The organism is Mesorhizobium sp. M0011, assembly GCF_040324155.1.
Classification (GTDB): domain Bacteria; phylum Pseudomonadota; class Alphaproteobacteria; order Rhizobiales; family Rhizobiaceae; genus Mesorhizobium.
Genome location: NZ_JAMYVQ010000017.1, coordinates 102,835 through 116,169, shown reverse-complemented (window position 1 = coordinate 116,169; position 13,335 = coordinate 102,835). Strand labels below are relative to the sequence as shown.

Below are 13,335 nucleotides of genomic sequence, written 5' to 3'. Positions count from 1 at the left end.
GGCATGGAACTCTGGATCCTCTTCGGCGTCTTCACCCTTCTGATGCTTATCGGCACGCCGATCGCTTTCTGCCTCGGCGTCGCAAGCTTTGCCACCGTCCTCTACATGGGCCTGCCGCCGCTCATCGTGTTCCAGCGCCTGAATTCCGGCATGAGCGTCTTTTCGCTGCTGGCCATTCCCTTCTTCATCTATGCCGGCGACTTGATGGTGCGCGGCGGCATCGCCAGCAAGATCGTTGCCTTCGCCGGCTCGCTCGTTGGCCATTTGCGCGGCGGCCTCGGGCAGGTCAACATTGCGACCGCTACACTGTTCGGCGGCATTTCGGGCTCCGCCGTGGCCGAGGCAGCGGCGGTCGGCGGCTTGATGATCCCGCAGATGAAGGCGCGTGGATATGGAGCGGATTACGCCGTCAACGTCACGTCGATGGCGGCGCTGATCGCGCTGCTCCTGCCGCCGTCGCACAACATGATCATCTACTCGATCTCGGCAGGTGGAAAGATCTCCATCGCCGACCTGTTCACGGCCGGCATCATTCCGGGCCTGCTGTTGGCCCTGTCGCTGATGATCACCGCCTATTTCGTGGCGCGCTCCCGCGGCTATCCGACCGAGCCGTTTCCGGGCTTCACCGCCGTCGCGCATCTCTTCGCTGTCGCGGTGCCCGGCCTGCTGCTGATCGCGATCATCTTCGGTGGCGTACGATCGGGCGTTTTCACGGCGACCGAGAGTTCCTGCGTCGCGGTCATCTATGCGTTGCTCGTTACTGTCTTCGTTTACCGGCAGATGACTTGGGAAGGTTTCGTTCATGCTACCCATGGTGCCGTGCGCACCACGGCCATGGTGCTGCTCATCATCGGCATGGCGGCGGCGTTCTCGTGGTTGATGGCCTTCCTGAAAGTGCCGGCAGCGCTCATAGCCTCCATGAACGCGATCTCGGAGGATCCGCTGGTCGTGCTTCTCCTGCTCAACGTCTTGATGCTGTTCCTCGGCACCTTCATGGACATGGGGCCGACGATTATCATCTGCACGCCGATCTTCCTGCCCGTGGCGCAAGCCTACGGCGTCGACCCGGTGCATTTTGGCGTTATCATGATCCTCAACTTCGGCATCGGGCTGAATACGCCGCCGGTGGGCGCTGTGCAGTTCGTGGCGTGCGCAGTGGGCAAGATATCCGTCTGGGAAGCGATGCGCTCGATCTGGCCGTTCTATGGGGCCGGGCTCGTGGTACTGGGGCTCGTCACTTACATTCCGGCCATTTCGCTCTGGCTACCGAGCGTCTTCAAATAGGGGCGACATGGCATCGGACACCGCAACCGACCTCAGGGTCGAGAGAAAACCCAAACTGTCGGAGACCGTCGTCGCGGCGATCCGCAAGCAGCTGCAGGCGGGCGAGATCCTGCCCGGCCATAAATTGCCGACCGAAGGCCAACTGACCGAAACCTTCGGCGTCAGCCGCACCGTCATCCGCGAGGCGCTGGCCAAGCTTGCCGCCGACGGGCTGGTCGAACCGCGCCAGGGCGCCGGCGTCTTCGTCACAGAGCACATCTCGACAATGTTCGGCGCGCTGGCCGCCGACATGGGCAGCAAGGATTCGATCGCACTCAACGTGCTCGAAGTGCGGCTGGCGATCGAGATCGAATCGGCCGGGCTCGCCGCCATCCGTCGCAACGCCGCGCAGGAGGCGGCGATCCAGGAAGCCTTCTTCGAATTCGAGCGGCTGCTGCTTGCCAGCGAGCCGACCGGTCCGGCCGACCTCGCCTTCCATCGCGCCATCGCCAGCGCAACCAGCAACCCCTTCTATGTCGAGATGCTCGACGTGCTCGGCCGGCGCGCCATCCCGTGCGACGTGACTTCGCCCTGGTCGACCGAACTGGCGCAATCCGACAGCTATCAGCGCGGGCTCCAGCGCGAGCACCTGGTGATCCTCAACGCCATTACCTCTGGCGATGCCGAGGCCGCGCGCGAGGCGATGCGCGCGCACCTCACCGCCAGCCAGCAGCGTTACCGCGAGCGGCTGCATGCACGTCAGGCTTTTTATTCCAGTTCGGTCAAGGCCGCCGCCGGCAAATGACCCGTTTCAAGTCAGGACCGACAATGAACCAGAGCCATACCGACTACACCTCGCGATTTGCCATTGACCCGGCTGCCGCCGCGGCAATGGGCACCGATGAGCTGCGTCACAACTTCCACATTGACGGCCTGTTCCAGCCTGGCCGCATCAGCCTGACCTACACTCATTACGACCGCATGATCGTCGGCGGCGCCGTGCCGACTGGCGCACCGCTTCAACTGGAAGCGATCAAGCCGACCGGCACCAAGAACTTCCTCGACCGTCGCGAGCTGATCGCCGTCAACATCGGCGGCACGGGCGTCATCGCGGCCGGCGGCCAGTCCTTCGAATTGCAGGCGCGCGACATGCTCTATCTCGGCATGGGCACCACCGACGTGTCCTTCGCCTCGGTGGACAAGACCGCGCCGGCTAAATTCTATCTGCTCAGCGCGCCTGCGCATCAGGCCTGGCCCAGCCGGCTGATCCGCATCGGCGACGCCAAGCGCCTCGATCTCGGCAGCAAGGACACCTGCAACGAGCGTTCGATCTTCCAGTTCATCCATGCCGAGGGCGTGAAGACCTGCCAGCTGGTGGTCGGCATGACTCAGTTGGCTCCAGGATCGGTGTGGAACACCATGCCATGCCATGTGCATGACCGGCGCATGGAGGCCTATCTCTATTTCGACCTGGCCGAGACGGCGCGCGTCTTCCATTTCATGGGCGAGCCTGACGAGACGCGCCATATCGTCATGAGCAATGAGGAGGCGGTGCTGTCGCCGGGATGGTCGATCCACTCCGGTGCCGGCACTTCCAATTATGCTTTCATCTGGGCGATGGCCGGCGACAATGTCGACTATACCGATGTCGACCCGGTGGCGTTGGGCGATCTGCGGTGAGCGACCCCTTCAGCCTTGCCGGAAACCGTATCCTGGTCACCGGCGCCAACACCGGCATCGGCCAAGGCATCGCCGTGTGCGTCGCACGCGCCGGGGGCGCGGTGGTCGGCGTCGGCCGCTCGTCGATGGACGATACGGCAGACAAGATTGCCGCGGTGGGCGGGCAATTCGAAGCGGTGAGCGCCGACCTCGCCGACACGTCGGCCGCCGGCCCGTTGCTCGACCGGATCTGGGACGAAAGCGGTCCGCTCGACGGGCTGGTCAACAATGCCGGCATCATCCGCCGCGCCGATGCCGTCGATCTCAGCGAGGCCGATTGGGACGACGTCATGGACGTCAACCTGAAGACGGTTTTCTTGCTCTGCCAGAGCTTCGCCAGACGGGCGCTTGCCGGCGGACGCCAGGGCAAGATCGTCAACATTGCCTCCGTGTTGAGCTTCCAGGGCGGCATCCGCGTTGCGTCCTACACCGCCTCCAAGCACGGTGTGCTCGGCATCACGCGTCTGCTCGCCTGCGAATGGGCGCAAAAAGGCATCAACGTCAACGCCATCGCGCCGGGCTATATCGAGACCAACAACACGCAGGCGCTGCGCGCCGATCCCGACCGCAGCGCCGCCATCCTGGCGCGGATCCCGGCCGGTCGCTGGGGGGAAGCGGGCGACATTGGCGATGCCGCCGTGTTCCTGCTGGCGCCGGCGTCGAACTACATGCATGGAGCGGTGGTGCCTGTGGATGGCGGCTGGCTTGCGCGATGAGGAGACGACGATGACCACAAAGATTTTCGCGCATGCCGGCGAGGGCGCCTGGACGCCGACCCCGGACGGCAACAGGCGACGCGTTCTCCTGCATACCGACGAGTTGATGCTGGTCGAATTCGGCTTCGACAAGGGTGGCGTCGGCGCCCTGCATTCGCACCCACACGTCCAGGCTAGCTATGTCGCCGAGGGCCGCTTCGAGGTGACCATCGACGGTAGGACCGAAACCATCGAGACCGGCGGCAGCTTCATTGTGCCGTCCGGTCTGGTGCACGGCGTCAAGGCGCTGGAAGCAGGGCGGCTGGTCGACAGCTTCACGCCGCACCGGGCCGATTTCCTCGGCTAGCCAGGGAAGACCCGTACCTCAAAAGAGGCGCGGGTTGTTGCCTGGGCGCTTGTGGCGCCGCGGTACTCAAGACATGACCGCAGGATGCGAACCTGCCGCATGATGGTGAACATAGGCTTAACGCGCCGGGTGTTCGTGATGGCGGTGACTGCGTCGGTCAGGTGATATGCCGGAGCAGGCTGAAGAGCCGCTCGAACGTCTTGCCGTAGGGCGGGCGCAACAAGGCTCCCGCGCTCAGCCGGGACTGCAGGAAAACCGGCTTCTCCTTGCTGAAGGTGCGAAAGCCCCATTCGCCGTGATAGGCGCCCACGCCGCTGGCGCCGACGCCGCCGAAAGGCTGGTTCTCCTGCACCAGATGCAGCATGCAGTCGTTGATGGTGACGCCGCCGGCGACGGTCTCATGCAGGATGCGTTGACGGTTGCCGCTGTCGCGCCCGAACCAGTAGAGCGCCAGCGGCCGGTCCGCCCCGTTCACATGGGCTATCGCCTCGTCGATCCCGGCATATTCGACGATGGGCAGTACCGGCCCAAAAATCTCCTCGCGCATCAGCCGCAGGTTTGCGCCGGCGTTGCGGACCAGGGTCGGCGGCAATTTCCGGTTTGTCGCGCCGAATGCCTCGCCGGCCGGGTTGATTTCGGTGACATCGGCGCCGGCATTACGCGCCTCGGTGATCATGTCGCGCAGGCGCTGGTGGTGCCGCTCGCTGATGATGGCGGTATAATCGGGGTTGTCGCGCAGGGTTGGGTAGAGCTTCGTGATCGCCGTTGCGAGCTTGGCAGCGACCGTGCCTGCCTGTCCCTTCGGCACCAGCAGATAATCCGGCGCGATGCAGGTCTGCCCGGCATTCAACAGCTTGCCATAGGCAATGCTGGATACCGCCGCGTCGAGATCGCATGACGGATCGAAGATTGCCGGCGACTTGCCGCCGAGTTCGAGCGTGACCGGGGTCAGGTTGGCGGCCGCGGCGATCGCGACCTGGCGTCCGACCGCGGTCGAGCCGGTGAACAGCAAATGATCGAAAGGCATCGACACGAAGGCCTTTCCCATCTCCGCGTCGCCGCTGATGACGCTGAGCTCATCGGGTGCGAAATGCTCGGCAACGAGTTTGGCCAGCAGCGCTGAAAATGCCGGCGTCAATTCGGAAGGTTTTATAAGCACGCGATTGCCGGCCGCGAGTGCCGCCGTGACCGGCGCGACGGCGAGCTGGAAAGGATAATTCCAGGGCGACACGATGCCGACGACGCCGAGCGGCTGCGGGACGAGGCGATTTCGGCCGGGCAGGAACGGCATGGTGGTGACAACGCGGCGTTCGCGCATCCAGCCCCTGAGGTGCGACAGCGCGTGGCGGATACCGGCGCGCACGACGAACAGTTCCGCAAGACGCGTCTCATGCGCGGAACGGCCGCCAAAGTCGGTGTCGATGGCGGTGCAGATGTCGGCTTCATGCCGCTCGGTCAACGCCAACAGGCGTTTCAGGCGATCCTTGCGGATGCCAAAGTTGGGGAAAGGCTGCGCCTCGAAGGCAGCACGCTGCAACCGAAACCGCTCGCCGAGAGCATCCTGAATGGCCTGCAGCATCGCGCCCTCCCTGACTTGTCGGGCCGAGCTTACATCGTGGTGCGTGGCGGAATCCAGCGGGGGTGCAGGTCTCGCAAGGGAAGGTGCTGCGGCGAGCCTTGGATCAATCGGTCAGCTTCCGCGTTCGCGCCGCAGGCTTTCCTTGTGCCGGCTTGTTCTGGTTGTGGTCCGGTGTCAGCTGCGCTAAGGCAAGGTGCCCATGCGGAGAGTCGTTTTGACCGGTTTCCACATCCTCTCCAATCCACGAAATTGCAGCCCGGTGTCTGCCTGATGCAGGCATCGGCGATGAGTATCTTGGCCGTGGCCCGCAGGCGGCGCGTTTCGTCCCGGGTGGCCCTGATGCAAGATCGGGTTGCCGCATTGCGCCAGCGGAATTGCGGATGAAGGGCGCGCGCAGGCTTGAGGCTGCGTTTGGAGCGGCCGCGCGAAGGATTATGCGGGAGTTTCTGCGATTCGTGCCGCTGTCTCTGAAACAGCGCATGCAAAGACGCACATACGCACGCGCGACGCCCGCCAACAGAATTTTCATTTCGGGCTGCGCGCGCAGCGGGACGACGCTGACACAGCGGCTGATGAGGTGTTTCGGGGATATTTTCGTCCATCCGCCCGAAGCGCGATACACAATGCTGGACATGCTGGATCGGCCGGAATCGAACCTCGTCGTCAAGCGCGATGCGCGCGGTTTTGCGCATCTGGCGAAGCTACCTCCCTCCATCGGCTTGATCTATTGTGTGCGCCATCCATTCGACACGCTGACAAGTTCGCATCCGCAAACACGCCACGAGCGTCGGTTCCACGTCACGCCGCATCGCTGGCTGGCCGAATACGACGCGCTGACCCGGCTGAAGAAGGCACAACCGCACCGGCAGATACTCTTTGTCCGCTACGAAGACATGATCGGCGCGCCCGATGCGCAGCAGGACAGAATCGCGCAGTCGTTCGGACTGACACCGCACATTCGTTTCAGCGAGGATCCGGACAATCCGATCCGGGTGGCTTCGTTGAGAAAATGGGAACGGAATGAAGAATTCAGGACCTATCTCGGCGGTCTGCCCCAGGTATTTCTCGTCGGCGTCCGGCGTTTCTGCGCCGAGTTCGGCTATGACATGCCAATAAGCACGCCGACCGTGGACGCGCGGTGATGCAGGCACCGGCGGCCGTCGCGACAGAAGAGCGAGATCCCAAGCGGCGCGTCCTGAAGGACGTGTTCGGCTTTGATGATTTTCGCCCCGGCCAGGCCGATGTCATGGATGCGCTGCTGGCCGGGCGGCATGTGCTGGCCGTCATGCCGACAGGTGCGGGCAAATCGCTCTGCTACCAAGTGCCGGCACTGGTCCTGGGTGGGCTCACCATTGTCGTTTCGCCGCTGGTGGCGCTGATGCAGGATCAGGTCGCCGCCTTGCGGCTTGCCGGCGTGGCGGCCGACACGATCAATTCCTCGATCGACCGCGATGCCAATATCGCCGCATGGCGTCGCGTCGCCTCGGGCCAGACGCGCCTGCTCTATCTCGCGCCGGAGCGGCTGATGACCGAGCGCATGCTCGACGCGCTGGCCAGGCTCGATGTCAGCCTGATCGCCGTCGACGAGGCGCATTGCATCTCGCAATGGGGGCCGGCGTTCCGGCGCGAATACGAGGACCTGTCGCGTCTGCGCGGCATCTTTCCCAACGTGCCGATCATCGCGCTGACGGCAACGGCGGACGAAGGCACGCGCACCGACATCGAATCCCGGCTGTTTGCCGAGCGCGTCGAGACCCTGGTGCTGGGCTTCGACCGGCCGAACATCAAGCTTGCCATCGAGGCCAAGCAGGACAGCAAGCGGCAGCTGCTGCGCTTCGTCGAGCGTCATCCCGGCCGCAGCGGCATCGTCTATTGCCTGTCGCGCAAGAAGACGGAGGAGATGGCGGCCTTCCTCGAGAAGAACGGCGTCACCGCGCTCGCCTATCATGCCGGCATGAGCAAGGAGGCGCGTGACGCCAACCAGAACAGCTTCATGACCCTGTCCGGCGTCGTCATGGTGGCGACCATCGCTTTCGGCATGGGCATTGACAAGCCTGATGTCGCCTATGTCTTCCACACCGACATGCCGGGCAGCCTGGAGGCCTACTACCAGGAGATCGGCCGCGCCGGCCGCGATGGGCGGGACGCCGAGGCGCATATGCTGTTCGGCCTTGGCGATATCCGCATGCGCCGGATGTTCATCGACGACGAGGATGCGCCGCCCGAGCACAAGAGGCGCTCGCATGGCCGGCTCGACACGCTGATCGGCTATTGCGAGACGGCGCAGTGCCGCCGCCAGGTGCTGCTCGGCTATTTCGGCGAAGAAGCGCAGCCTTGCGGCAATTGCGACACCTGCCTCGACCAGGCGCCGCGCGCCGATGGCGGAGCGGAGGCGCGGATCATCCTGGCGGCGATCGCGCAGAGTGGCGAACGCTTCGGTGCCGGCCATGTCATCGACATCCTGCTCGGCCATGAAACCGAGAAGGTGCTGGCCAGGAACCACCAGAGGCTCGCCAGCTTCGGCAGCGGACTGGCGCACAAGAAGGACTTTTGGCTGTCGCTAATCCGGCAGCTCGTCGCCGGCGGGTTCCTGATGCCGGATCCGGCCGGCCATGGCGGCCTCGCCATCGCCGAAAAAGGCCATGCGCTTGGCCGTGGCGAGGTGCCGTTCCATTATCGCGTCGAGGTGCGCAGCCGCGCCTTGCGCGGCAAGACGCGCTCCGGGCAGGATTTCGGGCAATCGGATGTGGACACCGGGCTGCTGGCCGCGCTGAAGACCTTGCGACTGCGGCTCGCCAAGGAGCGCCAGGTGCCGGCCTATGTGGTGTTTTCCGATCGCACCCTGATCGACATGGCAGAGCGCCGCCCAAACGACCTCGACGCCTTCGCTGAAGTGAATGGGGTTGGGGCGGCAAAGCTGAAGGAGTTCGGCCAGGTTTTTCTGAGTACGATTGCCGAGCACCAATCCGATGGCTCGGCCTGAGGTCAGATCAGCGACTGGTCACGCGTCCTGAAGCATAGCGATCTTCGGAGAGGGCATCCGTTCCGAGACCTCCTGTTCCGTCGCCGCCCATTCCTCCACCGCCCATGCCCCCGCCGAGACCGATCAGTTCAATGTTCTCTGGCCGGCCCGCCGACAGATCAGGCCCAGACTGAGGCGTTCATCGACTTCATGGCTGAGCATCTTCAACCGCAATAGGTGCCGCTGTCCGCCTATCCACCGCAGCGTCGACCCGCGGGGCGTCAGTCGCGCGATATGGACAGTCCCGTGAAAAGCGGAGCGTAGGCGGCGAGCCTGCGGGATACGAACTCCGTGAAGAGCCGCACGCGCTTCGTCTTGCGTGTCTCCCCCTGTGTGAGAAGCCAGAGCGTTCCGTACATGTGCAGGTCGGTGCCCGGCACCCTCACCAGCAGGGGGTCGGCATCTCCGACGAAGCACGGCAGTGTCGTGATCCCGAGACCTTGCCGTACGGCAACGATCTGCGCCTCGGCGTCCGTGGTCCTGAATGGAACCCCCGCGGTGCGAACCTCACCTGCGCTGGCCCACTCTGGAATTCCATGAACGCTTATGACGATCCACCGGATGGGATCAGGCGCGCCCGCACGCCACGCGGCCAGGCGATCGCGGGACATGTAGACGCCGCCGAACACCTCCGGTCCCTTCAGGCCGTGAAGATTGAGCGGCAGGGTTTTGCGGTCGTAGACGACGCGGATCGCGACGTCGGCCTCTCGGTTGGTCAGATTTGCCAGCTCGCCGGACGACAGGATTTCCATCTCGATGTCCGGGTGCAGACGCGCGAAATCGGCGAAGTCCGGCATGAGCAGGTGTGTCGCGAGGGGTGGTGCCAGCGTCACCCGCAGAAGCCCGCGCACACCCTGGTCGCGCCCGAAGACGCGCGTCTCCAGCTGGTGCGACGACGCTTCCATCAGGTTCGCGAGATCGAGGACCTCCTCGCCCGCAGCCGTCAGGCGGTAGCCCGAAGGCAGCTTTTCGAACATGTGCGCTCCGAGGCGTTCCTCGAGTTGGGCGACGCGTCGCAGCACGGTCGAGTGATTCACCCCGAGCTGCGCGCCGGCAGCCCGCACCGAGCCTCCGCGCGCGACGGCAAGAAAGTAGCGAATGTCATCCCAGTTGATCATGGTGCAATCCGGCACCGCGCGGTGCGCCTTCCAAAGCCCGTATCTAACGCATGCTACAGCAGTACGGGCGGGACATCATAGCTTATGTCGACAGGGGCGGCGCAATTCCGAATGGCGGACACGGATCGTCACGGCTGGCGTCAGTCCTGAAAGCGGATCGATTTTGCACCACCGATGTGCGCGCTTCCGCACTCACCGCGTGACCCTGACGGGCCCATCTAGAGGTTCTCGGGGCGTACCCGAACGACCAAAGACAGAGCCTGGAAGGATTGAGTTATGGGAAAACTAGACGGTAAGGTTGCGGTTATTACGGGTGGCGCCACCGGCATCGGCCGTGCCGCAGCGAAGCGCTTTATCGAGGAGGGCGCCTTCGTCTTCATCTTCGGCCGCCGGCAGGAAGCGCTAGACGCCGCCGTGGCCGACCTCGGGCCTAATGCCCGCGCGGTGAAAGGCTCGGTTTCCAACGAGGCCGACCTCGACCGGCTCTACGCAGCGGTGAAGGCCGAGCGCGGAACCCTCGACATCGTCTTCGCCAATGCCGGGGCGGGAGGCCTGCTTCCGCTCGGCGAGATCACCGCCGAGCACATTGACGAAACCTTCGACACCAATGTGAAGGGTACGATCTTCACGGTCCAGAAGGCGCTGCCGCTGATGGGCGAGGGCGGTTCGATCATCCTGACCGGATCGAGCGCCGGCACCACGGGCGCCCCCGCATTCAGCGTCTACAGCGCGAGCAAGGCGGCCGTGCGCAATCTTGCGCGGAGCTGGGCGGAGGACCTGAAGGGCACCGGCATCCGGGTAAACGTGCTGTCGCCCGGCCCGACAGCGACCGAACTCGCGAAGGCAGCGATAGGGGAGGAGGGCTTGAAGGCCTTTGCCTCGATGAACCCGCTCCAGCGCATGGCCGATCCGGCTGAGATTGGAGCGGCGGCTGCCTTTCTCGCGTCATCGGACAGCAGCTTCATGACCGCCAGCGAGGTAGCCGTCGACGGGGGCCTGGCGCAAATCTGACGCTACGCCCGGCCGGTCACTCCATTCGATATTTTGAGCCCGCAGGGCGTGGCAAACTGAAGGAGAATATACATGAGCTATGCAATTATTGGCTTCGGCAAGATCGGCCACGCTCTTGCCAAGGCGTTTGCCCGCAACGGCATCGAAGTGTCCGTGGCAACCACGCGCGACCCGGAAAGCTTTGCAGCCGATGCGGCCGCGATCGGACCCACGATTATCCCGAAAACGCTGGCGGAAGCGATCAAGGCGGACATCGTCTTTCTGGCGGTTCGTTTCGAGTCGCACCCAGATGTTGCGAAGGCTCTGTCAAGCTGGGAAGGCAAGACGATCATCGACGCGACGAACGTGTTTCCAGTCCCTGAAGAGCTGGACGGTCTGCCGTCCTCCGCTTTCGTCGCAAAGGCGTTCACCGGCGCCAAGTTGGTCAAAGGCTTCAATCACCTGATCGCGGCGACTTTGGCTGCCGATCCGATCGTGGAGGGCGGGCACCGGGTCGTCTTCCTGTCGAGCGACGACGAGGACGCGATCGCTCCCGTGGCGGCCTTAGCCAAACAACTCGGGTTCGCACCGGTCAAGCTGGGGAAGCTCAACGAGGGTGGCGCACTGGTGCACGCACGCGGCCGCACTTGGGGCCAGCTGATCTTCCAGGACCTGTTCAAGAAGGAGCAGTAACGGATTTATCGTGCACCGACAGAGTGGCCGGTGTTCGACGCCGGCCACATCGTCAGCAACGAGCCGAGCCGCAAAGTGACATGCTTGAAAGCGGCTTACATTTGCCTGGGATCCTTCGGCCGACATGTGCCGGCCACCCATGAATCGTAATTGCAATAGCTGACGTCCCAGCCGGCATCGCGTCTTTTGGAAGTTACCTCACGACCGCCCGGGCGGATGGGTCCGAAGCCACCCCAACTGCCATCCGAGCCTTTGCAATTTCCCATGACGCGATAATTGCAGTTGTTTACGACGAAGTTGCCGTCCATCGACACGCATGCCGATGCGACAGTGGAAAGACTGAAGAAGGCCGTGCCGACGACTGTGACGGCGAGAGAGGCTTTGCGCATAGTGGTCTCCTAACTGGCTGGGCGAACCAACCATTACGAGATCTTGGGCCGGCCACTTCCCCCATTTGGGCCAAACCGGCTGGCAAATTCACAGCGACATGGCTGCGCTTGCGGACAGAAAACCATGTGCGGAGAGCCGAATGGGCCTGCCCATCGCCGAAGCTTTACGCCTCCGCAAAGGCCAGAGTGTCCCGGCTCGGGCGGCTTTGTCCTGTTGGCTGCGCGATATGCGGCAGGCGGCTAGCAGCCCAGGAGATGTCAGGTTCTTGGGCTAAATGGCGGAGAGGGAGGGATTCGAACCCCCGATGGGCTTGCACCCATGCCGCATTTCGAGTGCGGTGCATTCGACCACTCTGCCACCTCTCCGCGGTCATGGTCGGCCGTTGCCGGCGCGGCGCACTAGATAACGGCTGAACGGGCAGGTTACAAGGCCAATCCGTCAGTTATTTGGCTTGCTTGGCAAGCGGCGGATTCACGGCTGGTGGGGTACAGCGAGACCCGAGGCAGATTGCCGACCAGTCACCCATCCTCAGCCCAGGCGGGGGCAACGCCGTGGGCATGTCGGCACAGCCGGTCCGTGCCCGCCAATGACGGTCTCGGAAACGGCGCGGCTGGTTTGCCTTGACTCGCCCCCAACCTTCGGTTAGGGACAGCGCGCAATCGGCGTGGAGGGTTCTTCCGCGCCGCTTGTTTTTTGAACCCGCAGACTGACAAAAAGACGGCTGAACTGCCAGAGGCGGTTCATCAAGGCCGACCGAACAGCGAAAGGCAAAAAATGTTCGCAGTCATTAAAACGGGTGGCAAGCAGTATCGCGTTGCCGCCAACGATCTCCTGAAGATCGAAAAAGTTGAAGCCAATGTCGGCGATATGGTCGAAATCGGCCACGTTCTGGCGCATGGCGAAGGCGAGAATGTCACGTTTGGCGCGCCGTTCGTCGACGGCGCGGTGGTCACCGCCGAAGTCGTCGAACAGGGCAAGAACCGCACCGTCATCGCCTTCAAGAAGCGCCGCCGGCAGAATTCGCGCCGCAAGATCGGCCATCGCCAGCTTTTGACCACCGTGCGGATCTCCGAGATCCTGCTGGGTGGCGCCAAGCCGACCAAGACGGCAGCGGCCAAGGCGCCGAAGAAGGTGAAGGCCGAGGCCGCCACCGAGGTGCAGGCGGAAGCCGCGCCGAAGAAGGAGCCCAAGGCCAAGGCAGCCGAGACAAAGGCAGCCGAGACCGCCGCAGCGCCACTGTTCAAGGCACCGAAGGGTGAGCCGGACGATCTGACCATGATCAAGGGCATCGGCCCGGTCGCAGCCAAGGATCTTAACGAGCAGGGCATCATCACCTTCGCCCAGCTTGCCAAGCTGACCGAGAAGGATGTCGCCAAGATCGACGAGCACATGCCCTTCAGCGCCGACCAGATCAAGGACTGGCGCGAGCAGGCCAAGGAATTGGCTGCGAAGTAATTTTCTGGCGATTGGGTCGCCGGATCGGACTTGAAACGGAACGC

General features: G+C 63.8%; 12 protein-coding genes and 1 tRNA gene. 10 read left to right on the top strand and 3 right to left on the bottom strand.

The genetic code is table 11. The features are described from left to right. Positions 1-3 precede the first annotated feature (3 nt). From NKK51_RS19455 to NKK51_RS19435, 5 genes are read left to right on the top strand one after another with little or no spacing between them, the layout of a single operon-like run. Complete coding sequence (locus tag NKK51_RS19455; RefSeq protein ID WP_023811764.1) at positions 4-1,284, top strand: TRAP transporter large permease; 1,281 nt, start codon at positions 4-6, stop codon at positions 1,282-1,284. A 7-nt stretch (positions 1,285-1,291) separates the two neighbouring features. Continuing rightward, complete coding sequence (locus NKK51_RS19450; protein WP_023811765.1) at positions 1,292-2,068, top strand: FadR/GntR family transcriptional regulator; 777 nt, start codon at positions 1,292-1,294, stop codon at positions 2,066-2,068. Positions 2,069-2,091: 23 nt separating this feature from the next. Next, a complete protein-coding gene (gene kduI / locus NKK51_RS19445) occupies positions 2,092-2,943 on the top strand; it encodes a 5-dehydro-4-deoxy-D-glucuronate isomerase (protein WP_352554297.1) in 852 nt (283 codons plus the stop codon). Continuing rightward, on the top strand, positions 2,940-3,698 hold the full coding sequence (gene kduD, locus NKK51_RS19440; RefSeq protein WP_352554296.1) for a 2-dehydro-3-deoxy-D-gluconate 5-dehydrogenase KduD: 759 nt from the start codon (positions 2,940-2,942) through the stop codon (positions 3,696-3,698). Before kduI ends, kduD begins: the two co-directional genes overlap by 4 nt. A gap of 10 nt (positions 3,699-3,708) precedes the next feature. Beyond that, complete coding sequence (locus tag NKK51_RS19435; RefSeq protein WP_023811768.1) at positions 3,709-4,044, top strand: cupin domain-containing protein; 336 nt, start codon at positions 3,709-3,711, stop codon at positions 4,042-4,044. Positions 4,045-4,201: 157 nt separating this feature from the next. Here NKK51_RS19435 and NKK51_RS19430 read toward each other — a convergent pair whose 3' ends face one another. Beyond that, a complete protein-coding gene (locus NKK51_RS19430; RefSeq protein WP_352441007.1) occupies positions 4,202-5,623 on the bottom strand; it encodes a coniferyl aldehyde dehydrogenase in 1,422 nt (473 codons plus the stop codon). 380 nt (positions 5,624-6,003) lie between these two features. On the opposite strand from NKK51_RS19430, the gene NKK51_RS19425 reads away from it, so the two are divergent. Continuing rightward, positions 6,004-6,765: a sulfotransferase family protein gene (locus tag NKK51_RS19425; protein ID WP_352554295.1), complete on the top strand. Its 762-nt coding sequence runs from the start codon at positions 6,004-6,006 to the stop codon at positions 6,763-6,765. Further along, positions 6,765-8,606 (top strand): DNA helicase RecQ, encoded by a 1,842-nt coding sequence (gene recQ / locus NKK51_RS19420; RefSeq protein ID WP_352554294.1) that lies wholly within the window; start codon positions 6,765-6,767, stop codon positions 8,604-8,606. The genes NKK51_RS19425 and recQ overlap by 1 nt, the downstream gene beginning before the upstream one ends. 260 nt (positions 8,607-8,866) lie before the next feature. On the opposite strand, the gene NKK51_RS19415 is transcribed toward recQ, so the two are convergent. Beyond that, the gene (locus NKK51_RS19415; RefSeq protein ID WP_352441004.1) at positions 8,867-9,763 is read right to left on the bottom strand and encodes a LysR family transcriptional regulator; all 897 of its coding nucleotides are present in this window, start codon (positions 9,761-9,763) and stop codon (positions 8,867-8,869) included. Positions 9,764-10,039: 276 nt separating this feature from the next. On the opposite strand from NKK51_RS19415, the gene NKK51_RS19410 reads away from it, so the two are divergent. Together NKK51_RS19410 and NKK51_RS19405 are read left to right on the top strand one after the other, a co-directional pair. Continuing rightward, on the top strand, positions 10,040-10,774 hold the full coding sequence (locus tag NKK51_RS19410; protein ID WP_128304051.1) for an SDR family NAD(P)-dependent oxidoreductase: 735 nt from the start codon (positions 10,040-10,042) through the stop codon (positions 10,772-10,774). A 72-nt stretch (positions 10,775-10,846) separates the two neighbouring features. Then, on the top strand, positions 10,847-11,446 hold the full coding sequence (locus NKK51_RS19405; RefSeq protein ID WP_128304050.1) for an NADPH-dependent F420 reductase: 600 nt from the start codon (positions 10,847-10,849) through the stop codon (positions 11,444-11,446). A 665-nt stretch (positions 11,447-12,111) separates the two neighbouring features. On the opposite strand, the gene NKK51_RS19400 is transcribed toward NKK51_RS19405, so the two are convergent. Next, positions 12,112-12,201 (bottom strand) — tRNA-Ser (locus NKK51_RS19400). 409 nt (positions 12,202-12,610) lie between these two features. On the opposite strand from NKK51_RS19400, the gene NKK51_RS19395 reads away from it, so the two are divergent. After that, the gene (locus tag NKK51_RS19395) at positions 12,611-13,291 is read left to right on the top strand and encodes a 50S ribosomal protein L21 (RefSeq protein WP_352554293.1); all 681 of its coding nucleotides are present in this window, start codon (positions 12,611-12,613) and stop codon (positions 13,289-13,291) included. The last annotated feature ends 44 nt before the right edge of the window (positions 13,292-13,335 follow it).